Annotated in this window: 23 protein-coding genes; 11 read left to right on the top strand and 12 right to left on the bottom strand. The window is 69.3% G+C overall.

Annotated features, from left to right (window positions below; genetic code table 11):
- The 5 genes from A5702_RS13590 to A5702_RS13570 all read right to left on the bottom strand — a co-directional run.
- A partial coding sequence (locus tag A5702_RS13590; protein ID WP_156669615.1) for an ABC transporter ATP-binding protein occupies positions 1-604 on the bottom strand: 604 nt, incomplete at its 3' end.
- Positions 605-609: 5 nt separating this feature from the next.
- Positions 610-1449, bottom strand: coding sequence for a carbohydrate ABC transporter permease (locus tag A5702_RS13585; RefSeq protein ID WP_068221335.1), 840 nt, complete (start codon positions 1447-1449; stop codon positions 610-612).
- Positions 1439-2356 (bottom strand): carbohydrate ABC transporter permease, encoded by a 918-nt coding sequence (locus tag A5702_RS13580; RefSeq protein ID WP_055398929.1) that lies wholly within the window; start codon positions 2354-2356, stop codon positions 1439-1441. Before A5702_RS13580 ends, A5702_RS13585 begins: the two co-directional genes overlap by 11 nt.
- 11 nt (positions 2357-2367) lie before the next feature.
- A complete protein-coding gene (locus A5702_RS13575) occupies positions 2368-3750 on the bottom strand; it encodes an extracellular solute-binding protein (RefSeq protein ID WP_156669616.1) in 1383 nt (460 codons plus the stop codon).
- Between the two features lie 49 nt (positions 3751-3799).
- A complete protein-coding gene (locus A5702_RS13570; protein WP_055398731.1) occupies positions 3800-4321 on the bottom strand; it encodes a general stress protein in 522 nt (173 codons plus the stop codon).
- Between the two features lie 161 nt (positions 4322-4482).
- On the opposite strand from A5702_RS13570, the gene A5702_RS13565 reads away from it, so the two are divergent.
- From A5702_RS13565 to A5702_RS13545, 5 genes are all read left to right on the top strand, one after another.
- Positions 4483-5094 (top strand): DUF4190 domain-containing protein, encoded by a 612-nt coding sequence (locus tag A5702_RS13565; protein WP_068221332.1) that lies wholly within the window; start codon positions 4483-4485, stop codon positions 5092-5094.
- A 49-nt stretch (positions 5095-5143) separates the two neighbouring features.
- The gene (locus tag A5702_RS13560) at positions 5144-6451 is read left to right on the top strand and encodes a magnesium transporter MgtE N-terminal domain-containing protein (RefSeq protein WP_055398735.1); all 1308 of its coding nucleotides are present in this window, start codon (positions 5144-5146) and stop codon (positions 6449-6451) included.
- A complete protein-coding gene (locus A5702_RS13555) occupies positions 6448-6993 on the top strand; it encodes a DUF1003 domain-containing protein (protein WP_055398737.1) in 546 nt (181 codons plus the stop codon). The genes A5702_RS13560 and A5702_RS13555 overlap by 4 nt, the downstream gene beginning before the upstream one ends.
- Before the next feature lie 105 nt (positions 6994-7098).
- A complete protein-coding gene (locus A5702_RS13550) occupies positions 7099-8418 on the top strand; it encodes a lytic transglycosylase domain-containing protein (protein ID WP_068221331.1) in 1320 nt (439 codons plus the stop codon).
- A 44-nt stretch (positions 8419-8462) separates the two neighbouring features.
- The gene (locus A5702_RS13545) at positions 8463-9608 is read left to right on the top strand and encodes an Mrp/NBP35 family ATP-binding protein (RefSeq protein ID WP_156349380.1); all 1146 of its coding nucleotides are present in this window, start codon (positions 8463-8465) and stop codon (positions 9606-9608) included.
- A gap of 19 nt (positions 9609-9627) precedes the next feature.
- Here A5702_RS13545 and tatB read toward each other — a convergent pair whose 3' ends face one another.
- From tatB to sigE, 4 genes are all read right to left on the bottom strand, one after another.
- The gene (gene tatB / locus A5702_RS13540; protein WP_068221327.1) at positions 9628-10017 is read right to left on the bottom strand and encodes a Sec-independent protein translocase protein TatB; all 390 of its coding nucleotides are present in this window, start codon (positions 10015-10017) and stop codon (positions 9628-9630) included.
- Positions 10018-11544, bottom strand: a complete 1527-nt coding sequence (locus tag A5702_RS13535) for a S1C family serine protease (protein ID WP_067821336.1) — start codon at positions 11542-11544, stop codon at positions 10018-10020. It abuts the gene before it with no gap.
- 186 nt (positions 11545-11730) lie between these two features.
- Positions 11731-12126, bottom strand: a complete 396-nt coding sequence (rseA, locus tag A5702_RS13530) for an anti-sigma E factor RseA (RefSeq protein ID WP_055398747.1) — start codon at positions 12124-12126, stop codon at positions 11731-11733.
- A 130-nt stretch (positions 12127-12256) separates the two neighbouring features.
- Positions 12257-13015, bottom strand: a complete 759-nt coding sequence (gene sigE, locus A5702_RS13525) for an RNA polymerase sigma factor SigE (protein WP_068221323.1) — start codon at positions 13013-13015, stop codon at positions 12257-12259.
- 203 nt (positions 13016-13218) lie between these two features.
- On the opposite strand from sigE, the gene A5702_RS13520 reads away from it, so the two are divergent.
- The 5 genes from A5702_RS13520 (at position 13219) to A5702_RS13500 (ending at position 17857) form a co-directional block, all read left to right on the top strand.
- Positions 13219-13887: an O-methyltransferase gene (locus A5702_RS13520; protein WP_068221342.1), complete on the top strand. Its 669-nt coding sequence runs from the start codon at positions 13219-13221 to the stop codon at positions 13885-13887.
- Positions 13888-13992: 105 nt separating this feature from the next.
- On the top strand, positions 13993-14631 hold the full coding sequence (locus A5702_RS13515; RefSeq protein WP_055398753.1) for a TetR/AcrR family transcriptional regulator: 639 nt from the start codon (positions 13993-13995) through the stop codon (positions 14629-14631).
- A complete protein-coding gene (locus tag A5702_RS13510; protein ID WP_055398754.1) occupies positions 14621-15535 on the top strand; it encodes an ABC transporter ATP-binding protein in 915 nt (304 codons plus the stop codon). Before A5702_RS13515 ends, A5702_RS13510 begins: the two co-directional genes overlap by 11 nt.
- A complete protein-coding gene (locus A5702_RS13505; protein WP_156669614.1) occupies positions 15532-17175 on the top strand; it encodes an ABC transporter permease in 1644 nt (547 codons plus the stop codon). Before A5702_RS13510 ends, A5702_RS13505 begins: the two co-directional genes overlap by 4 nt.
- A 7-nt stretch (positions 17176-17182) precedes the next feature.
- Positions 17183-17857: an isoprenylcysteine carboxylmethyltransferase family protein gene (locus A5702_RS13500; protein ID WP_055398756.1), complete on the top strand. Its 675-nt coding sequence runs from the start codon at positions 17183-17185 to the stop codon at positions 17855-17857.
- A 13-nt stretch (positions 17858-17870) separates the two neighbouring features.
- Here the strand turns inward: A5702_RS13500 and glgC are convergent, their stop codons facing one another.
- A complete protein-coding gene (glgC, locus tag A5702_RS13495; RefSeq protein WP_055398759.1) occupies positions 17871-19085 on the bottom strand; it encodes a glucose-1-phosphate adenylyltransferase in 1215 nt (404 codons plus the stop codon).
- 269 nt (positions 19086-19354) lie between these two features.
- On the opposite strand from glgC, the gene glgA reads away from it, so the two are divergent.
- Positions 19355-20518 (top strand): glycogen synthase, encoded by a 1164-nt coding sequence (glgA, locus tag A5702_RS13490; protein ID WP_068221319.1) that lies wholly within the window; start codon positions 19355-19357, stop codon positions 20516-20518.
- Between the two features lie 29 nt (positions 20519-20547).
- Here the strand turns inward: glgA and A5702_RS13485 are convergent, their stop codons facing one another.
- Together A5702_RS13485 and A5702_RS13480 are read right to left on the bottom strand one after the other, a co-directional pair.
- Positions 20548-20721: a DUF3117 domain-containing protein gene (locus A5702_RS13485; protein WP_003878471.1), complete on the bottom strand. Its 174-nt coding sequence runs from the start codon at positions 20719-20721 to the stop codon at positions 20548-20550.
- A gap of 193 nt (positions 20722-20914) precedes the next feature.
- Positions 20915-21493 (bottom strand): DNA-3-methyladenine glycosylase I, encoded by a 579-nt coding sequence (locus tag A5702_RS13480; RefSeq protein ID WP_067821324.1) that lies wholly within the window; start codon positions 21491-21493, stop codon positions 20915-20917.
- Position 21494: the final 1 nt, after the last annotated feature.

Raw genomic sequence — 21494 nt, 5'->3', positions numbered from 1 at the left:
CCAGCGTCATGGCCTCGGTCTGGTCATGGGTGACGTAGACCGTCGTGGTGCCGAGGCGCTTTTGCAGCCGGGCGATCTCGCCACGCATCTGGACGCGCAGCTTGGCGTCCAGGTTGGACAGCGGCTCGTCCATCAGGAAGGCCTTGGGGTGGCGCACGATCGCCCGGCCCATCGCCACCCGCTGTCGCTGCCCACCGGACAATTGGGACGGCTTGCGGTCCAGGAGTTCGGTCAGGTCAAGGGTTTTGGCGGTTTCCTCCACCTTGCGTGCGATCTCCGCCTTTTTCATCTTCGCCAGCGTCAGCGGGAACGCGATGTTCTGCCGCACGGTCATGTGGGGGTAAAGCGCGTACGACTGGAAGACCATCGCGATGTCGCGGTCCTTGGGCGCCTTCTCGTTGACCCGCTCGCCGCCGATGCGCAGCTCCCCCGACGAGATGTCCTCAAGGCCGGCAATCATGTTCAGCGTCGTGGTCTTGCCGCAGCCCGACGGCCCGACCAGGATGAGGAACTCGCCGTCGGCGATGGTGATGCTGAGATCCTTCACGGCCACGGCGCCATCCGGGTAGCTCTTGCTGACGTGGTCCAGCACAATCTCGGCCATCGCAGCTATCCCTTCACCGCGCCAGAGGTCAACCCGGCGATGATTCGTCGTTGGAAGATTAGAACAAAACCGATGATCGGGACCGTGATCACGATGGCGCCGGCCGCGATCGACCCGGTGGGATCCTCGAATTGCGAACTGCCACCGAAGTTCGCGATCGCCACGGGCGCGGTGATCGCCGCCTTGGTGGCCGTCAGCGACAGCGCCAGCAGCAGGTCGTTCCAGGCGAGGATGAACACCAGGATCGCCGCGGTCACCACCCCGGGCGCCGCCAGCGGGACGATCACCTTGCGGAAGGCCTGGGCCGGTGTGGCGCCGTCCATCTTGGCCGCCTTCTCCAGGTCCCACGGAATCTCCCGGAAGAACGCCGACAGCGTGTAGATGGCAAGCGGCAGCGCGAACGTGATGTAGGGCAAGATCAGGCCCGGCCAGGTGTCGAACAGGCCGACGAAGCGTTCGATGTTGAACAACGGGGTGACCAGCGAGATCGCGGGGAACATGGTGACCAGCAGGGTGGCGCCGATCAACACCCGCTTGCCCGGAAAGCTCAGCCGGGCAATCGCGTACGCCGCCATCGCACCGAGCGCCACCGCGATGGCGGTCGTGATCAGGCCGATCCCGATCGAGTTGATCAGCGCCGAACTGAACAGGTCACCCCGGAAGATGCCGCGGTAGTTCTCGAAGGACACCGATGACGGAATGAGCTTGCCGTCCTTGACCGTTGACGTTGGCTTGAGCGAGAGGCTGAGGATCCACACCACCGGAAGGAGTGCGTACACGACGACCACCGTGTCGACGACGGCCCAGACCGCGGCGCGCCTGGCGCCTCCCCCGTTAACGGCCATCGAGGTCACCGCCGGGCGCCGCCGCGCCGAACACCTTGATGTAGACCAGTGCGATGATCCCGACGCAGAGGAAGATCAGCACGCTGATCGCCGACCCCAGCCCGACGTTGAAGCCCTTGAACAGGTTGTTGTAGCCCAGGATTGACACCGAGTCGGTGTTGTTGGCGCCGGCGGTCAGCACGTAGATGTTGTCGAAGATGCGGAACGCGTCCAGCGTGCGGAACAGCAGCGCGACCACGACTGCGGGCTTGATGATCGGCAGGGTGATGCGCGCCAGCCGCCGCCACGCCCCGGCCCCGTCGACCTGGGCGGCCTTGAGCAAGTCCTCCGGCACCAACGCCAGGCCGGCCAGCAACAGCAGCGACATGAACGGCGTGGTCTTCCACACCTCCGCGAGCACCACGATGCCCAGCGACGGAATCTGCTGGGTCAGCGGCGCGCTGCCGTGCGGCAAAAGGTTGGCCAGATAACCGGTTCCGGGCGTCCACGCGTAATACCAGCTGTACGACGCGACCACCGTGACGATGCCGTACGGCACCAGCACCGCGGTGCGCACCAGGCCCTTGCCCACCAGCGTGCGGTGCATCACCAACGCCAGCGCCAGGCCGAGCACGAATTCGGCGGACACCGAGACGGCCGCGATGCCCAGCGTGACGGCCAGCGCGGTCCACCAATAGCGGTCGGTCAAAACCGTTTGGTAGTTGGTCAATCCGACGAACGCGGTGTCGTCGGGGGTGGCGAGATTGTTGCGCTGCAGGCTCAGCCACACCGCGTAGCCGATGGGGTAGGCCGTCACCGCCAGCATGAGAGTCGCCGCCGGCGCGACGAGCAGGAAGGCAAGCCGCCGCTCCGACAACCGGTTTCGGCTGCGGGTGCCGGGGGCGACGGCGGCCTCATGCGGCTGCACGGCCGTGGCGGTCACGGCAACAGCCCCTTGCCGTCGATGGCCTTCTGCGCCTGCGTGGCGAGCTCGTCGGCCGTCCGCTCCGGGTCGATATCGGTGATGGGGCTCAGCGCCGCCGACAGCCGCAGCGACAACGCCTGGTAGACCGGCGTCGCCGGCCGCACGGCGGCGTCGGTGAGTTGCCGGCGGATGACCGCGTGCATGGGGTACTTGGCCTGGAATTGCGGATCGGAGTACAACGATGTCCGCACCGCGGGCAGGCCACCCTCCATCGACACGTACTTCTGGCTCTGCACGCTGCGCAGGCAGCGCACCGCTTCGAACGCCTCCGCGCGGTGGCGGGTGGTGCTGGCGACGGCCAGGTTCAGTCCGCCGATCGTCACCTTGGCCGGCCGGTCCGGCGCCACACCGGGATACGGCGCGAAACCGAACACCTTTCGGCTGGCGTCGTAGGCGATGCGGTATTGCTCGTCGCTGGGCACGAACGTGCCGACGTCGTTGATGCTGCCGGCCAGGGCCGGATCCCGGTTCAGCGGCAGGAAGGGGACGCCGCCCTTCACCGCATTCTCCAGCATGGAGGCCAGCACGTACGGCCAGTTGACTTCCAGTGCGGCCTTGCCCTGTTCGACCGCCAGGCGCGCCGTCCCCTCGTCGGTCCGGGTGATCGACGGGTCGGCCCCCGGGGCGGTGGCGACCGACTTGAGGATGCGCAGCGCGTTGACTGTCGCGGCCCGGTGCGCGGGTGTGTCGGTCAAGGTGACCCGGCGGCCGTCCTCGGAAAGCACCGCACCGCCACCGCTGACCAGCAGCGTGTTGAACCACACCACCAGGCCCTCGCCCTCGTTCGCCTGCACGGCGATCCAGGCCGGCCGGCCCTCGGCGTGCAACCGGTCGGCCTCGTTCACCATCGCGTCCCAGTCCTGCGGCGGTTGACTCACCAAATCCGTTCGATACCAGAGCAATTGCGTGTTGGTGGCGACGGGAGCGCCATACAGCTTGTGCTTCCAGCGGGCCGTCGCCAACGGGCCCGGGAGGGTGTCAGCGGCGGCGTCGGCGTCGGCAAGGCCGGCGGGGTCATCCGAGAGTGGCAGCGCCCATCCGGCCTCGGCGAACTCCGCGGTCCACACCACGTCCAACGCCATCACGTCCAGCCCGCGGTCGTGTGCGCTCAGGCGCCGCGCCAGCTGCACCCGCTGCTCGCCGGGTCCCCGCGGCAGGCTCACGTGCTGGATGGCGAACCGGCCCCCCAGTTGCTTGCTGCACTCCTGGGCGACGGCGGTGAATGCGGTCGAATCGGTGGACGGCGTGAAGAAACTGATCACCAACGCGTTGCCGGCGGACCCGCAGGCCGTCGCCGCCGCCGTGATGGTGACCGCCGCCAGCCCGATGACGCCCATCCGGCGCGCACGACGATTCACCACTGGGTCACACCTCTCGCGCGCGGCCTCAAATCGCCAAGCGCGCCAACAGGTCCCGTGCCCTCTCCGCGTTCTGCGGATCGCAGAGCACGTCATAGCGGCCGGCCACCAGCTGCATGGTCGAGCTGAAATCCCTTGTGCCGCGGGCCATCGCGTAGGGGACGGCGGAGGTGATCAACCCGAAGAAGACCCCGGCCACCAGGCCGGTGGCGAGCGCGGCCCAGGGATTCGGGCTGAAGAAGCCGAGTACCAATCCGATGAACAGACCCAGCCAGGCCCCACTCAGCACGCCACCACCGAGCACCTTGGCCCAGGTCAGCCTGCCGGTGACCCGCTCCACCTGCATCAGGTCGACGCCGACGATGGTCACCTGCTGGACCGGGAACTCCTGCTCGGAGAGGTAGTCGACGGCGCGCTGCGCCTCGGCGTAGGTGGGATAGGACCCGACCGGCCAACCCTTGGGCGGCGTCGGCAGTCCGGGCGCGCGGCGGCCCGTCGCGCCCGCGGGCGTGGAGCCGGGGACTTGACCGGGCTGGAAAGGACTAGTCATTGCTGCTCATTCTCCTCCGCCCTGGCCGATGCCACATCTCGGACCTCCTAGCCTAGCCAGCGACCTGCACAAACAAAGCCGTCATCGCCCCGGCGAGGGCTGTGCGACGCGCGGCGGTTCGCCGCCGATCGGCCAACCCGGCATCGGCTAGGTTGAACACCATGACAGCGCCCGGCGACGGCTTCGGCGACCCCGCCCACGACGACCAGGCCAAACCGTCGTCCGCCGGCGGCAGCGGGGGCCCGGACCAGCCGGGGGCCGCGTGGGAACCGCCGGCGCCGGACTACCCGCCCCCGGCGTATCCGCCGCCGGGCTACCCCATCGAATACCAACCCGGCTACGCGGGCCAATACCCGCCGCCCCCTGCCGGATACGGGCCACCGCCCGGCTATGACCAGCCGCCGGGCTACGGCGCGCCGCCCTACCAGCCGGGCCCGTCACAATTCGGGGGGCCGCCGGGCGGCTACGGGCCGCCACCGTATTCGGGCGGCTACTACCCCGCCCCGGACTACCTGGGCGGCTATGGCACCCCGAGCGGCGTCAAACCGGGCACGAACAAGCTCGCGATCGCCTCGCTCGTCACGTCGTTCACCGGCGTGTTCTGCTGCTGCGTCGGCTCGATTGTGGCGATCGTGCTGGGCGCGGTCGCGATCAACCAGATTCGGCGGACCCAGCAGGACGGCTACGGCCTGGCGGTGGCCGGCATCGTCATCGGCGTCGCGACCCTGGTGGTCACCACGATCGTCTTCCTGTTCGCGATGCACTCGCGTTAGCCGCATCCCAGCATCTGCCGTACCGAGCGCGGCTGCCTAGGCTCTCCCCATGGCATCGGTCAACAGGGTCTACATCGCCCGGCTCTCGCGGATGTTGGTGCTGGGTCCGCTCGGCGAATCCTTCGGCCGGGTCCGCGATGTCGTGATCAGCATCAGCATCGTGCGTCAACAACCGCGCGTGTTGGGATTGGTCGTCGACCTGGCGACGCGGCGCAGCATCTTCATCCCGATGCTTCGGGTCGCCGCGATCGAGCCGGAGGCCGTCACCCTCAACACCGGAAGCGTCTCCCTGCGCCACTTCGAACAGCGCCCGGGTGAGGTGCTGGCGATCGGCCAGGTGCTCGACACGCAGGTCAAGGTCAACGATCCCGCGCTGCCCGAACTGGCCGGCCTGGACGTCGTCGTCACCGACCTCGGGATCGAACAAACCCGCACCCGCGACTGGATGGTGAGCCGGGTCGCGGTCCGCAGCCAGCGGCGGCTGGGGCGGCGCGGCCCCGTGCACGTCGTGGATTGGTACCACGTGCAAGGCCTGAGCCCGTCGGCGCTGGCGCTGCCGGGTCAGGGCGTGGCGCAGCTGCTGGATCAGTTCGAGGGCTGGAAGGCGGTCGACGTGGCCGACGCCATCCGCGGCCTGCCGCCCAAGCGCCGCTACGAAGTGCTCAAGGCGCTCGACGACGACCGGCTGGCGGACGTGCTGCAGGAACTGCCCGAACTGGACCAGGCCGACGTGCTCTCCGAGCTGGGCACGGAACGCTCGGCCGACGTCCTCGAGGAGATGGATCCCGACGACGCCGCCGACCTGCTCGGCGTGCTGAACCCGACGGACGCCGAGATGCTGCTGACCCGGATGGACCCGGACGATTCGGCCCCGGTCCGGCGACTGCTGGCGCACTCGCCGGACACGGCGGGCGGGCTGATGACCTCGGATCCGGTGGTGCTGACGCCCGACACGTCGGTCGCCGAGGCGCTGGCCCGCGTCCGCGACCCGGACCTCACCCCCGCCCTGTCGTCCATGGTGTTCGTGGTGCGCCCGCCCACGGCCACGCCCACCGGCCGGTACCTGGGTTGTGTGCAACTGCAACGGCTGCTCCGCGAGGCACCGGCGGAACTGGTCGGCGGCATCGTGGACACCGACCTGCTCACCCTGACGCCGGAGACCCCGCTGGCGGCGGTGACCCGCTACCTGGCGGCCTACAACCTGGTGTGCGGACCGGTGCTCGATGATCAGAACCACCTGCTGGGCGCGGTGACGGTGGACGACCTGCTCGATCACCTGTTGCCGCACGACTGGCGGGTGGACATGCAGGCGCTCGACGCCGCAGGCCGGCTCGACGAACTGGGAGGATCCGCGTGAGCAAGTCCCCGGCACCCCGCCGGCTGCTTTCCACCCCGCGGACGTCGCGCAGATACTCGCCGCGCCTGGACCCCGAGGCCGTCGGCCAGATCACCGAGTCCATCGCGCGGTTCTTCGGCACCGGCCGCTACCTGCTGGTGCAGACCATCGTGGTGATCGTGTGGATCGCCGTGAACCTCTTCGCCGCCGCGGCCCGCTTCGACCCCTATCCCTTCATCCTGCTCAACCTCGCCTTCTCCACGCAGGCCGCCTACGCGGCGCCGCTGATTTTGCTCGCCCAGAATCGTCAGGAAAACCGGGACCGGGTCGCGCTCGAACAGGATCGTCATCGCGCGGCGCAGACCAAGGCCGACACCGAGTTTCTGGCCCGCGAGCTCGCGGCCGTGCGGCTCGCCGTCGGCGAGGTCGTGACCCGCGAATATCTGCGTCATGAGCTGGAGGATCTGCGCGCGCTGCTGGCCCGATTGGACCCCGAATCCGGGGGCGCCGAGGGGGTACAGGGCGGCGACGGCGTGGACCGCGCCACTAAGAAATCGGGCTGAGAACCAGTTCAGACCATTGCGCCACTCTGGTCACAAGAGTTATGTATGGTGATCTAGTTCACGGCTGAAGAGCAGTTGACCAGCTCACATACCTAGGACGGTCGAGTGCGCATTGGGGGACGCCGGGGTGCACGCCCGGCCGCCGCAGCGGAGCGGCTAGGAGCACTTCAGGTAACGCGCACGCGCGCATTCGGCGTCGCCACCATCGCCCCGTTGGTCTTCGCCGGGGCGGTGAGCGGGGCGGCACCCTCGCTCCCCGAAAAGCTTCCGCAGGTGCACGCGAAAGTGGCCCCGGTGGCCGCGGTTTCCCCCACCGTTCCCGACCTCTCGGGCCCGGCGGTCGTGTCCGTCGACCGTTCGCCGACCGCCTTCCACGTCGCCGAGCCTGCCCTGTCGGCTCCGCCGAAACCGATGATTGTGAATGCGCCTGGGGCGCTTGGCATTCCGAGCATCGCGCTGGCGGCCTACCGCAGCGCCGAACAGAAGATGGCCGTGGCCGCCCCCGGCTGCGGCGTCAGCTGGAACCTGCTGGCCGGGATAGGCCGCATCGAGTCGGGTCATGCCGGCGGCGGGGCGGTCGACGCGCGCGGCACCGCGGTCGTCCCGATCTACGGCCCCGCGTTGGACGGCACGCTGCCGGGCAACGAGATCATCCTGCAGAGCAGCGCCGGCAACCGGCCCACCTACGCCCGCGCGATGGGGCCGATGCAGTTCTTGCCCGGCACCTGGGCGCGGTACGCCTCCGACGGCAAGGGCGACGGCGTCGCCGATCCGCAGAACCTGTTCGACTCCACCCTGGCCGCGGCGCGCTACCTGTGCAGCGGCGGCCTCAACCTCCGCGACCCGTCGCAAGTGATGGCCGCGATCCTGCGCTACAACAACTCGATGGCGTACGCGCAGAACGTGCTGGGCTGGGCGTCGGCGTACGCCACCGGCGTGGTTCCGGTCGACCTGCCTCCGATGACGGGCCCGCCGCCGCCGCTCGCCGACGCGCACCTCGAGCATGCCGAGGGACTCGGCCCCAACCTGCCGATGAACGTCAACGGGTTGCCGTTGGACGACCCCCTGGCGCGCATGCCGCTGATCGACCTCTCCGGGCCGCAAAGCCCCGGTCAGCAGCCGATGTTCCCGTGGATGACCCCCACGCCACAGCAGGCCCCGACGCGTATGCCCGGCTGCACGGTGATCTGTGTCGGTCCCCAGAATCCGCCGCAGCAGGCCCAGCCGTGGGCGCCGCCGCCCATGGCACCGCCGCCGATGGCACCACCCCCGCCAATGGCCCCGCCGATGGCCCCGCCGCCACCGCCGGACGCGCAGGCTCCCGCGCCCCAGGCGGCCCCGGCCCCCGCGGCTGCGGCACCCAAACCCGCCGGCCCGCCGAACGCGGCGGCGCCGAAGCCGCCGGGACCCGTCGCGGGCGGCTGACCGCCGCCAGACGGCCCCATCGCGCACGCCTACACTCGGCGGTGATGTCTGGTCATGACGCTGCCGACTTGAGCGCAGCAATCCGCACCGCCCTGGGGAAGGTGATCGACCCCGAACTCCGGCGCCCGATCACCGAACTGGGGATGGTCAAGAGCATTGACACCCAGCCCGACGGCGGCGTGCACGTCGGGATCTACCTGACCACCGCCGCGTGCCCGAAGAAAACGGAGATCACCGAGCGGGTCACCAACGCGGTCGCCGACGTGCCGGGCACCGGCGCCGTCAAGGTCACCCTGGACGTGATGAACGACGAGCAGCGCACCGAACTGCGCAAGCAGTTGCGCGGCGATGCCCGCGAGCCCGTCATCCCCTTCGCCCAACCGAATTCGCTGACGCGGGTGTACGCGGTCGCGTCCGGGAAGGGCGGTGTGGGCAAGTCCACCGTCACGGTCAACCTGGCCGCGGCCATGGCGGCCCGCGGCCTCTCGGTGGGCGTGCTCGACGCCGACATCCACGGCCATTCCATCCCCCGGATGATGGGCACCACGGACCGGCCCACCCAGGTCGAGTCGATGATCCTGCCCCCCATCGCCCACGAGGTGAAGGTCATCTCGATCGCCCAGTTCACCGAGGGCAACACCCCGGTGGTGTGGCGCGGGCCGATGCTGCACCGGGCGCTGCAACAGTTCCTGGCCGACGTCTACTGGGGCGATCTGGACGTCCTCCTGCTGGACCTGCCGCCGGGCACCGGGGACATCGCCATCTCGGTGGCCCAGCTGATCCCCAGCGCCGAGATCATGGTGGTGACGACGCCGCAGCTGGCCGCGGCCGAGGTCGCCGAGCGGGCGGGCAGCATCGCGATGCAAACCCGGCAGCGCATCGCCGGCGTCGTGGAGAACATGGCGGGCCTCACGCTGCCGGACGGCTCGACGATGCAGGTGTTCGGCGAGGGCGGCGGCCGGCAGGTGGCCGAGCGCCTGTCCCGCGCCGTCGGCGCCGAGGTGCCTCTGCTCGGCCAGATCCCGTTGGACCCCGCGCTGGTGGCCGCCGGCGATTCCGGCACCCCCATCGTGCTCAGCGCCCCGGATTCCCCGGCGGGCAAGGAGCTGCGCAGCGTGGCCGACAACCTGTCATCGCGACGGCGCGGCCTGGCGGGCGTGTCGCTGGGCCTGGATCCGACGCGGCGCTAGGTCCGATGGCGGCGACCCGCTAGGTCGCGTCGGCGTCGAACGGCGCCGGCCCGGGAGCCTGCACGGGCGGTGGCGACGGCTCCGCCGGCGTGGCCGCGGTGCCGTTGACCGGCCGGTCGAAGTTCCCCGTCAAGAACGAATCGTCGCCGTCCAGCAGGTGCTTGGTCAGCGCGGCGCGCGGCGTCATCCCGCGCAGCCGCTGCAGCTCGCTCAGCGGCGCGCGGAGCTCGTCGAACTCGGGCCCGAGGTCTTCGCGCAGCTGGGTGGTCACCCCGCTGAGGTAGTCGCGCGCCTGGCGCAGCGCGGTCGACGTCCAGCGGATGGCGCCGGGGAGCCGCTCGGGGCCGAGGACCACCAGCCCCACCACGACGAGGACCAGGATGTGCTCCCAGCTCAGGCTGCCGAACATCTAGCTGCCGTCGGGGTCGGGCTTGACGGTCAGGGTGACGTGCCGGCCGTCGCGGACCACCTCGATCGGGGAGTCCTGGCCGATGGTCAGCTGCCGGACGGCGACGACGAACTCGTCGGCGTCGGCGACGGTGCGGTTACCGACCTTGACGATGACGTCGTTCTCCAGGATCCCGCCCTTTTGCGCGGGGCTGCCTGCCTTCACGTTGGCGACCTGCGCACCGGAGGCGATCGCGTTGCTCACCGAGCGGGTGCTGATGCCCAGCGTCGGGTGCACGATCTTGCCGTCCTTGATCAGCGTCTGGGCCACCTGCTTGGCCTCGTTGATCGGGATCGCGAAGCCCAGCCCACTTGCGCTGTCGGACAACGACTTACCCGCGGTGTTGATCCCGATCACCTGCGAGTCCATGTCGATCAGCGGGCCACCGGAGTTGCCGTGGTTGATCGACGCGTCGGTCTGCAGGGCGTCGATGACGGTGTCGGTGTCCGAGCCCTCCCCCGACAACGGGACGGGCCGGTGCAGCGCGCTGATGATGCCGTGGGTCACGGTGCTGCGCAGCCCGAGCGGCGCGCCCGCCGCCAGCACCTCGTCGCCGACGCGCACCTTGTCCGAGTCGCCGAACCGGGCCACGCTCAGGTTGTCGACGTTGTCGACCTTGAGCACCGCCAGGTCGGTCTTGGGGTCGCGCCCGACCAGGTTGGCGGGCACTTCCTTGCCGTCGTTGAACACCACGGTCGTCTTGAACTGGCTGGGGTTGTTCGCCGCCTCGGAGATCACGTGGTTGTTCGTGATGATGTAGCCGCGGCCGTCGATCACCACGCCGGAGCCCTGCATGCCCTCTTGGTCGCTCTTGGACTCGATGGTCACCACCGCGTTCGCGGTGGCGGCCGCCACCTTGGCGAACCGGCCGGCCGGGCCCTCCCCGTTGCCGTTGGTCGACAGCGTCACCTTCGAGGTGGTGAACGCCTCGGCGACCTCGGCCGTCTTGCGCCCGATCACCCCGCCGATCACGCCGATCACCAGCGCGATCAGCAACAGCACCAGCAGCGCGAGGTAGGACACCTTGCCGCCGAACAGCACGTCGCGCACGCCCAGCTTGCCGCCGTAGCCCTGCGGCCCCCGCGGCCCCGACGGGGCGACCGCCGGGGTGCCCAACGCGGCCCCGGCCGACGGATCCCGCCACGGATCATCGAGCTCGTCGGGGCCTGCGCCGTCCTTCTCGGCGGCCAGCGCGCCGGCGTCGACGGGGTGGCGCTGCAGCGAGTCGGGGCTGCCGACCGGCCGGCTGAACGCCTCCTGGAGGACCGGATCGGCCGGCTCGTCGTGCGGGGAGAACTCGCCCTGGTCCCGGTACTTCTGCGGGCGGACGCGGTCGGCCAGGAAGGACCCGCGCAGTCCGGCGGGGCGGCTGAAGAGTTGACGCGATGCGGGGTCCACCGGCGGACGGGAGACGGGGCGCGGGGCTAAGCGGTTGCCGCTGTTCTTGCCGCTGTCCTGCTTCTGGTCGAAGCCTTGATCGGAGGTCACGTTATCCCTTTGGATCCTCTTCTTGAGCGCTCGAGACAGGCCCTGCACCGGGCGATATCCACGACACCGGCGTGGTCGTGTTCACCCTAGTATCCACGGTTCGTGGCGGGTCGCCCATGAGCGCGGGGGCGGGGTGCGCAAATTCGGCGGGGTCAACCATCGGCAGTTGCGCGGGAAGGCGCCGAGCTAGGGGCGCTTGCGCTGCTCACGGGCGTCGCGGTCAGCGAATCGGTCGGATGCCCGGGTGGTGGCGTCGTCGGGCGAATCGTAGGGAATCTCGGCGAGCATGCCGAGCAGCGTGCTGGGGATGCGGATGGGATGTGAGTCGCGCAGCGCGGCGCGGGCCCGGCTTTGGTCGTCGACCTCCGCCGCGCACTGCGGGCACAGCGACAAGTGATGCGCCGCCCGCAGGTGCGCGTTCATGCGCAGCTCACCGTCGACGAACGCCGCGATGGCCTCCACGGAAAGGTGCTCGGTGGAACCGAACTGGCGCGGCGCGCCGACGGGCGCATCGCTCTGAGAGGCGAACTGTGCGGGGAGCCAGGAGAACGCGCGCCGGAAGAGATGTCCTCGATCGGGCATCACCGGGTCCTTTCGTTGCGCCTACCCCTCGAATGTAGCGCGAGGCGGTGCGCAATATCGCGTGTCAATCCGCAAATCCGCTGGCTTATCCCCAAGCGGCGAACCCGGGTGTGCCGATTCGGGCGGTCGGCTACGCCGACTCGGCGTGGGCCGCGGCGCCCGGTTGGGGGTGCGCGGCCAGGTAGTCGCGCAAGGCCTGCCGGCCGCGGTGGATGCGGCTGCGCACGGTGCCGAGCTTCACGCCCAGGGTCGCGCCGATCTCCTCGTAGGACAGGCCCTCGATGTCACACAGCACGACCGCGGCGCGGAACTCCGGCGGCAGCGAATCCAGGGCCGCCTGCAAATCCGGGCCCAGCCGCGAATCGTGGTAGATCTCTTCGGGGTTGGGCTCGTCGGCGGGCACCCGCTCGTAGTCCTCGGGCAACGCCTCCATCCGGATGCGCGCGCGCCGGCGCACCATGTCGAGGAAGAGGTTGGTGGTGATGCGGTGCAGCCAGCCTTCGAACGTTCCCGGCTGATAGTTCTGCACCGACCGGAAAACCCGGATGAAGGTCTCCTGGGTGAGGTCCTCCGCGTCGTGCTGATTGCCGGAGAGACGGTAGGCCAGCCGGTAGACCCGGTCGGCGTGCTGACGCACCAGCTCGTCCCACGAGGGCATCGTGGCCTTGTCCCCGGTCGCGTCGAAAACCGCGGTGCCTTGCAAACCCTCGGACGGCTCCACCCACTCGTCTGCAGGGCAGTCCTGCGGGTGCGACATGCTGGCCGGGCCCAAAAGCGTGGTGATGATCAGATCCTCCGAATCCGTCCTGCCGAAAAGCGACAAGTCGTCACCGGCGACAACACGTAGCCGCCAGTCCGTATTCCCGTCCCAACGGGCTCCGCGATCCATAGGGACACCGTCGCGTATCGGCGTATGTGCGATATATGAACAGTCTGAGCTCAGGCTGAGAAACCGTATCGTTACCAGCGCTGTGCAGGACATATCCGGCGCGGGGTGAAGTTAAACGCATCGGCTTCGCCGGGTGTGTCGTGCCGGGCCGCGTTAGGCGCGCCATGTCGGGGCCGCACACCGAAGTGGAATACGCTGCGGGCATGGACGGCACGGACGCAGAAACCCCCGACCAGGCGGCGCCCAGTCGAGCCGAATCCCTCATCGCGCACGCCGAGGGGTCGATCTCGGAAGACGCCCTGCTGGCGGCCGCCCGCGAGCGCGCCGTGGACATCGGCGCCGGGGCGGTGACGCCGGCGGTGGGGGCCCTGTTGAGCCTGCTGACCAAGCTCAGCGGCGGCAAGGCCGTCGCGGAGGTGGGGACCGGCGCGGGGGTCAGCGGGCTCTGGCTGTTGTCGGGCATGAGCGACGACGGCGTTCTGACGACCATCGACATCGAGCCCGAGTATCTGCGGCTGGCCAAGCAGGCCTTCTCCGAGGCCGGCATCGGACCGTCGCGCACGCGGTTGATCAGCGGCCGGGCCCAGGAGGTGCTGACCCGGCTCGCCGACGAGTCCTACGACCTCGTGTTCGTCGACGCGGACCCGGTCGACCAGCCGGACTACGTCGTCGAGGGCGTGCGGCTGTTGCGATCGGGCGGCGTCATCGTCGTGCACCGGGCCGCCCTCGGCGGGCGGGCCGGCGATCCCGCCGCCCGCGACGCCGAGGTGGCCGCGGTGCGGGAAGCGGCGCGGCTCATCGCCGAGGACGAGCGGCTCACCCCGGCCCTGGTGCCGCTGGGCGACGGGATTTTGGCCGCGGTCCGCGACTGACCGCGCCGCCGCGGCGACGCGTAGACGACCGCCCGACGATCTATACGGATTCTTGACGCGGCACCTGCTTGACTCGCGACTGAACAGATGTTTAGCGTACTGAACATGCGTTCAGCCGACCTGACCGCCGCCGCCCGGATTCGCGACGCGGCCATCGAGCAGTTCGGCCAGCACGGCTTCGGGGTCGGGCTGCGCAAGATCGCGGAGGCCGCCGGCGTCAGCGCGGCGCTGGTGATTCACCACTTCGGCTCCAAGGAAGGCCTGCGCAAGGCCTGCGAGGACTACATCGCCGATCAGATCTACAACCAGAAGTCCGAGGCGATTCGCTCCAACGACCCGGCCACCTGGTTCGCGCAGTTGGCCGAGATCGAGGAGTACGCGCCGCTGATGGCCTACGTGGTCCGCAGCATGCAGACCGGCGGCGAGCTGGCGAACATGATGTGGCGCAGGATGATCGACAACACCTCCGCCTACATGGAAGAGGGCGTGCGCGCCGGCACGATCAAGCCCAGCCGCGACCCCGAGGCGAGGGCCAAATACCTGGGCATCACCGGCGGCGGGGGGTTCTTGCTCTACCTGCAAATGCACGAAACCCCAACGGATCTGCGGGCAGTCCTACGCGACTATGCGCGAGACATGGTGCTGCCGGCCCTGGAGATCTACACCGAGGGATTGATGGTCGACCGAACCATGTACGACGCGTTCCTGGCCGCCGAAGATCAAGGAGGATCACATGACGATTGACAATGCAGCGCCCATCGAAATTCACGGCCTGATAAAGAATTTCGGGTCGGTGCGCGCGCTGGATGGCCTCGAGCTCTCGGTGCGCGAAGGTGAAGTGCACGGCTTCCTCGGCCCCAACGGGGCCGGGAAGTCGACGACGATGCGCATCCTGCTGGGCTTGGTCAAGGCGGACGGCGGCAGCGTGCGGCTGCTGGGCGGCGATCCCTGGACCGACGCGGTCGCGCTGCACCGTCAGATCGCCTACGTGCCAGGCGATGTCACGCTGTGGCCGACGCTGACCGGCGGCGAGACCATCGACATGCTGGCCCGCATGCGCGGCGGCATCGACCACAAGCGTCGCGCCGAGCTGATCGAGCGTTTCGACCTCGACCCACACAAGAAGGCGCGGACCTACTCGAAGGGCAACCGGCAGAAGGTCTCGCTGATCTCCGCCTTCTCCTCGCGGGCCCGCCTGTTGCTCTTGGACGAGCCGAGCAGCGGCCTGGACCCGTTGATGGAGAACGTCTTTCAGCAGTGCGTCGCCGAGGCGCGTGACGACGGGGCAACGGTCTTGCTGTCCAGCCACATCCTGGCCGAGACCGAGGCGCTGTGCGAACGGGTGACCATCATCCGGGCCGGCAAGACCGTCGAGAGCGGGTCACTGGACTCGATGCGCCATCTGAGCCGCACCTCGATCAAGGCCGAAATGACCGGCGACCCCGGCGACCTCACGCGCATCAAGGGCGTCGAGGACGTCAGCGTCGAGGGCAACACCGTGCGCGCCCAGGTCGACGGCGAGAGCCTCGGAGAACTGATCCGGGCGCTGGGCGACGCGGGCGTGCGCAGCCTGGTCAGCCAGCCGCCGACCCTCGAGGAACTCTTCCTGCGCCACTACGACACCGCGGACAAGGTGGCCGCATCATGAGCACTGCAACCCTGGATCGGTCGCACCGGCCGGCCCACCCCGCACCGCCACGTCGGCCGAACTTCGCGGGAACCCTGGGCATGCTGCGGCTCTACTTGCGGCGCGACCGCATCGCGCTGCCCCTGTGGGTGCTGCTGCTGTCGGTGCCGTTGGCAACGGTGTACGTCGGCAGCATCGAAAAGGTCTACCCCACCCAGGCCGCCCGCGCCGGGTTCGCGGCTTCCATCATGGCAAGCCCCGCACAGCGCGCACTCTACGGGCAGGTCTCCAACGACAGCCTTGGGGCCGTTGGCATTTGGAAGGCCGGAATGTTCCACATGCTGATCGCGGTGGCCGTCATCCTGACCGTCATCCGGCACACCCGCGCGGACGAGGAGGCCGGCCGCACCGAACTCGTGGACTCGACCGCGGTCGGTCGCTACGCCAGCCTTAGCGCCGCCCTGCTGTTGTCATTCGGTGCCAGCATCGCCACCGGAGCGATCGGCGCGGCGGGGCTGCTCACCACCGATGTCGCGCCCGGCGGGTCGCTCGCTTTCGGCGCGGCGCTGGCCTGCTCCGGGCTGGTGTTCACCGCCGTCGCCGCAGTGGCCGCGCAGCTGTCGCCGAGCGCGCGGGTCGCGCGCGGCACGGCGTTTGCGATCCTGGCGGCCGCCTTCACGCTGCGCGCCCTCGGCGACGCGGGTTCCGGTGCGCTGTCCTGGCTTTCGCCGCTGGGCTGGTCGCTGCAAGTCCGCCCCTACGCGGGTGACCACTGGCCGGTGCTGATGCTGCACCTGGTAACCACCGTCGCGCTCACCGCGGTGGCGTATCGGCTCCTCGCCGGCCGGGACGTGGGCGCGGGCCTGTTCGCCGAGCGCCCCGGCCCCGGCGCCGCCGCGCCCGCGCTCGGCAACGTGTTCGGGCTGGCGTGGCGGCTGGACCGCGGGGCGCTGTTGCTGTGGACCGTGGGCCTGTGCCTGTACGGCCTCCTGATGGGCAGCGTGGTGCAAGGCATCGGCGCGCAGCTCGGCGACAGCAACGCCGCCCGCGACATCGTCGTCCGAATGGGCGGCACCAACGCCTTGGCGGAAGCCTTTATCGCCGTCGCGTTCACGATGCTGGGCATGGCCGCGGCCGCGTTCTCGGTTTCGCTGACCCTGCGGCTACATCAGGAGGAGTCGGCCCAACGCGCCGAGACGACGCTGGCCGGCGCGGTGTCGCGCGATCGGTGGCTCGCCAGCCACGTGCTGGCCGCGTTGCTGGGCTCCACGGTGGCGATGCTGGTCAGCGGGTTGGCGGGCGGCCTCGTCTACGGCGCCGCCGCGGGGGACGTCGGTGGCAAGGTGGCCGTTGTCGTGGCAAGCGCGGCCGTTCAACTGCCCGCCGTGTGGCTGATGTGCGCGGTGACCGTCCTCTTGTTCGGTGTCGCACCGCGATTCACGCCCGTGGCCTGGGGCGTTCTCGTCGGCTTCGTCGCCCTGTACCTGATCGGTTCCCTGGCCGGGTTCCCGCAGTGGGTGCTCGACTTCGAGCCGTTCGCTCACATCCCGCGCGTCAGCAAAGATTTCACGGCCGCGCCGCTGTTGTGGTTGCTCGCCATCGATGCCACACTGATCGCCCTGGGAGCCGTGGCTTTTCGACGACGCGATCTGCGCGGTTAGGAGCGGGATGAAGATCGGTGTTCGATTAGCGGTGTCTTCGATCCTCGGGATCGCCGCCTACGCCCTGGTCCTATTCGTGCCGGCCGGCACCATCCGCTATTGGCAGGGATGGGTGTTCATCTCCATCTTCACCGTGGTATCGATCATCCCGACAATCTATTTGGCGCGGAAACACCCGGACGCGCTGCAGCGCCGCATGCACGCGGGACCACAGGCGGAAAGCCGAACCGCCCAGAAGATCATCAGCGCCGGCGCGTTCGGGATCCTCTTCGTGATCATGGCGTTCAGCGCGTTCGACCATCGGATGGGCTGGTCGACGGTCCCCGTATGGCTGTGCCTGGTCGGTGTGGTCCTGATAGCGGCCGGGCTGGGGCTCTCGATGCGGGTGATCATCGAGAACAGCTACGCCGCCGCCACCGTCACCGTGGAGGAAGGCCAGAAGGTGGCCTCGGAAGGTCTCTACAAGTCCATCCGCCACCCGATGTACGCCGGGAACGTGATCATGATGGTGGGCATGCCGCTGGCGCTGGGCTCGTACTGGGCGCTGCTGTTGATCATCCCGGGCGTCGCGCTGCTCGTGCTGCGCATCCTGGACGAGGAGAAGCTGCTCTACACCGAACTGCCCGGCTACCGCGAGTACGCCGAGCACGTGCCCTACCGGCTGCTGCCGAACGTGTGGTAGCCGCCCGGCGCGGCTAGATCCAGACGCCCTTGCCCACCGCGACCACACCGCCGGCGCTGATGGCGAAGCGTTCGCGGTCCTTCTCCAGGTCCACGCCGACCATCTCGCCGGGCCCGACGACGACGTTCTTGTCCAGGATGGCGTGGCGCACCACCGCGCCACGGCCGACCCGGGCGCCCGGCATGATCACGCTGCCCTCCACGATCGCGCCGTCGTCGACCACGACGTTGGACGAGAGCACCGAATTGCGCACCGACGCCGCGGAAATGATGCTGCCGGCCCCGACGACCGACTCCTGCGCCGAGCCGCCGTTGACGAACTTGGCCGGCGCCAGGTTTTCGGACTCGCCCCGAATCGGCCAGCGCTTGTTGTAGAGGTTGAAGACCGGGTGGACCGACACCAGGTCCATGTGCGCGTCGTAGAAGGCGTCGAGCGTCCCCACGTCCCGCCAGTAGCCGCGGTCGCGGTCGGTTGCCCCGGGCACCTCGTTGTCCCTGAAGTCGTACACCGCGGCCAGCCCGTCGCCCACCAGGCGCGGGATGATGTCACCGCCCATGTCGTGATCGGAGTGGTCGTCGTCGGCGTCCGCGCGGATCGCGTCGATGAGCACCTTGGTGGTGAAGATGTAGTTGCCCATCGACACGTACGTCGAGTCGGGGTCGTCGGGTGTTCCCGGCGGGTCCAGGGGCTTCTCCACGAAATCGCGGATGCGGCCGGAGTCGTCGGAGTCGATGCACCCGAATGCGGTGGCCTCGCCGCGGGGCACCCGGATGCCGGCGACCGTCGCGCCCGCCCCACTTTCGATGTGGAATTGGACCATCTGCTCGGGGTCCATCCGATACACGTGGTCGGCGCCGAAAACGACTATGTAGTCGGGATCTTCGTCGTAGATCAGGTTGAGCGACTGGTAGATCGCGTCGGCGGAGCCGGTGTACCACCGGGGGCCCAGCCGCTGCTGCGCGGGCACCGGCGTGATGTACTCACCGGCCAGCCCGGACAACCGCCAGTTCTGCGAAATGTGACGGTCCAGTGAATGCGACTTGTACTGAGTGAGAACGCAGATGCGCAAATAGCGCGCGTTCACGAGGTTGGACAGCACGAAGTCGATCAATCGATAGGCGCCGCCGAAGGGAACCGCGGGCTTGGCCCGATCCGCGGTCAGCGGATACAGCCGCTTGCCCTCACCCCCGGCCAGGACAATGCCCAGCACGTGCGGCGCTTCCCTCATGGGTCAAACCTATCGGCCCTCGGGAGACGCTGCCAGGGGGACCGCGCTATTGGCGGTGTTCTGTGCGGCTGTCCGTCAAGGTATTTGGTCCCGCCGGCCGGTCACCCAGAACCGGGCCCCCTCGCGGGCCTCGTCGCCGCCGCGCGGCTCGATATATTCGGCGTCTTCTCGGCCCGACTCGCGGGCCTCGTCGCCGCCGCGCGGCTCGATATTCGGCGTCTTCTCGGCCCGACTCGCGGGCCTCGTCGCCGCCGAACTACCGTGCGGGTATGCGGGTGGCGATGATGACTCGGGAGTACCCACCGGAGGTCTACGGGGGAGCCGGGGTACATGTCACGGAACTGGTCGCGCAACTGCGCCGCCTGTGCGCGGTCGACGTGCACTGCATGGGCGCGCCGCGGCCGAACGCGTTCGTGCACCAGCCCGATCCGCGCCTGCAGGGCGCCAACCCGGCGCTGTCGACGTTGTCCTCGGACCTGCTGATGGCCAACGCCGTATCGGCGGCCACCGTGGTGCATTCGCACACCTGGTACACCGGCATGGCCGGTCACCTGGCCGCGCTGCTTTACGACCTCCCGCACGTGCTGACGGCGCATTCGCTCGAGCCGCTACGGCCGTGGAAGGCCGAGCAGCTCGGCGGCGGCTACCGGGTGTCGACGTGGGTGGAGCACACCGCGGTCCAGGCCGCCGACGCCGTCATCGCGGTCAGCTCCGCCATGCGCGAGGACATCCTGCGGGTCTACCCCGCCCTTGATCCCAGCGTCGTGCACGTCATCCGCAACGGCGTCGACACCGGCGTCTGGCATCCGGCGGGGCCGATGCAAACGGGTTCGGTGCTGGCCGAACTCGGGGTTGACCCGCACCGGCCGACCATCGCGTTCGTCGGCCGGATCACCCGGCAGAAGGGCGTCGCCCACTTGGTGGCGGCGGCGCACCACTTCGATCCGCAGGTGCAGGTCGTGCTCTGCGCGGGCGCCCCCGACACCCCCGAGATAGCCGACGAGATCCGGTCCGCGGTGGCGCGGCTGGCCCACAACCGGCAGGGCGTGTTTTGGATCAGGGACATGCTGCCCATCGGCGAACTACGCGAAATACTATCGGCGGCAACAGTTTTCGTATGCCCCTCGGTGTACGAGCCGCTCGGCATCGTGAACCTGGAGGCGATGGCCTGCGCGACGGCGGTGGTGGCGTCCGACGTCGGCGGAATTCCCGAGGTGGTGGCCGACGGGGTGACCGGTTCGCTGGTGCATTACGACCCCGGCGACCCGACCGGGTTCCAGGTCCGGCTGGCCGAGGCGGTCAACGAGCTCGTCGCCGACCCCGAGAAGGCGAAGCGTTACGGCGAGGCGGGACGTCAGCGCTGCGTAGAGGAATTCTCCTGGGCCCGGGTGGCGGAGCAGACCTTGGACATCTACCGAAAGGTGTGCGCCTAGCGCCGCGGGCAGCCGTGCGCGGGCGCGCGTCAGCTGGAGCTCGTGACACCCTTGAGTTCGTCACCGAGTGCGGCGGCTTCGTCGGGCGTCAGCTCAACGACCAGTCGACCGCCTCCCTCAAGTGGTACCCGCATCACGATGCCGCGCCCCTCCTTGGTTGCTTCCAGAGGACCGTCGCCGGTCCGGGGCTTCATCGCCGCCATCGAGTGCTCCCTCCAGGTTCGAGCCGGCCCGCCCTTGCGGACCCGGTCGGCGCCGAGCATGCCCCGCCAGCGATTTTCCAGCCATACCCGACATCGAACTGCCAAATCACGCCTCCATTGTTCCCTATCCAGGTCACGAGTTGTACAAAGACCCGGTTCTCGGGGGTTTGCGGGCCGCTCGCGGCCCGCGCCGTCACCGGGGAGAAGGCACCCAGCAGCCCCGAATATGGTCGTCGACCATCCCGGTGGCCTGCATCAACGCATAGGCGGTGGTCGGGCCGACGAAGCGGAAGCCGCGCCGCTTGAGCTCGAGGGCCATGGCCTTCGATTCCGCAGTGGCCGAGGGGATTTCGGAGCCGTCGGCCGGACGGGGGCGCGGCTCCGGCGCAAACGACCACAGCAGCTTGGACAGGTCCGCCGGGGTGCCCAGCTCGGCGGCGGCGCGCGCGTTCGCGATCGTCGCGTCGATCTTGGCCCGGTTGCGCACGATTCCGGTATCCGCCATCAGCCGCTGCACGTCGGCGTCGGTATAGCCGGCGACCCGTTCGAAATCGAACCCGGCGAAGGCGCGCCGGAAGTTCTCCCGCTTGCGCAGGATGATCAGCCACGACAACCCGCTCTGGAAGGCCTCCAGGCTCATCCGCTCGAACAGCGCCACCCCGTCGTGCACCGGGCGGCCCCACTCCTGATCGTGGTAGTCGCGGTACATCTCGAAGTCGGGTCCGGGCCGAATGGCCGCCCAGCCGCACCGAACCAGCCCGTCATCGCTCACA

The sequence above is a fragment of the Mycobacterium sp. E3339 genome (assembly GCF_001666915.1).
Classification (GTDB): domain Bacteria; phylum Actinomycetota; class Actinomycetes; order Mycobacteriales; family Mycobacteriaceae; genus Mycobacterium.
This window is presented reverse-complemented; position numbering and strand designations above follow the sequence as displayed.

Bases quoted from the DNA above. Each gene is read 5' to 3' on its own strand.
- A5702_RS13585 (WP_068221335.1), bottom strand. From the start codon at position 1,449: ATGGCCGTTAACGGGGGAGGCGCCAGGCGCGCCGCGGTCTGGGCCGTC.
- A5702_RS13575 (WP_156669616.1), bottom strand. From the start codon at position 3,750: ATGGGCGTCATCGGGCTGGCGGCGGTCACCATCACGGCGGCGGCGACG.
- A5702_RS13570 (WP_055398731.1), bottom strand. From the start codon at position 4,321: ATGACTAGTCCTTTCCAGCCCGGTCAAGTCCCCGGCTCCACGCCCGCG.
- A5702_RS13565 (WP_068221332.1), top strand. From the start codon at position 4,483: ATGACAGCGCCCGGCGACGGCTTCGGCGACCCCGCCCACGACGACCAG.
- A5702_RS13560 (WP_055398735.1), top strand. From the start codon at position 5,144: ATGGCATCGGTCAACAGGGTCTACATCGCCCGGCTCTCGCGGATGTTG.
- A5702_RS13545 (WP_156349380.1), top strand. From the start codon at position 8,463: ATGTCTGGTCATGACGCTGCCGACTTGAGCGCAGCAATCCGCACCGCC.
- tatB (WP_068221327.1), bottom strand. From the start codon at position 10,017: ATGTTCGGCAGCCTGAGCTGGGAGCACATCCTGGTCCTCGTCGTGGTG.
- rseA (WP_055398747.1), bottom strand. From the start codon at position 12,126: ATGCCCGATCGAGGACATCTCTTCCGGCGCGCGTTCTCCTGGCTCCCC.
- sigE (WP_068221323.1), bottom strand. From the start codon at position 13,015: ATGGATCGCGGAGCCCGTTGGGACGGGAATACGGACTGGCGGCTACGT.
- A5702_RS13520 (WP_068221342.1), top strand. From the start codon at position 13,219: ATGGACGGCACGGACGCAGAAACCCCCGACCAGGCGGCGCCCAGTCGA.
- A5702_RS13515 (WP_055398753.1), top strand. From the start codon at position 13,993: ATGCGTTCAGCCGACCTGACCGCCGCCGCCCGGATTCGCGACGCGGCC.
- A5702_RS13510 (WP_055398754.1), top strand. From the start codon at position 14,621: ATGACGATTGACAATGCAGCGCCCATCGAAATTCACGGCCTGATAAAG.
- A5702_RS13505 (WP_156669614.1), top strand. From the start codon at position 15,532: ATGAGCACTGCAACCCTGGATCGGTCGCACCGGCCGGCCCACCCCGCA.
- A5702_RS13500 (WP_055398756.1), top strand. From the start codon at position 17,183: ATGAAGATCGGTGTTCGATTAGCGGTGTCTTCGATCCTCGGGATCGCC.
- glgC (WP_055398759.1), bottom strand. From the start codon at position 19,085: ATGAGGGAAGCGCCGCACGTGCTGGGCATTGTCCTGGCCGGGGGTGAG.
- glgA (WP_068221319.1), top strand. From the start codon at position 19,355: ATGCGGGTGGCGATGATGACTCGGGAGTACCCACCGGAGGTCTACGGG.
- A5702_RS13485 (WP_003878471.1), bottom strand. From the start codon at position 20,721: ATGGCGGCGATGAAGCCCCGGACCGGCGACGGTCCTCTGGAAGCAACC.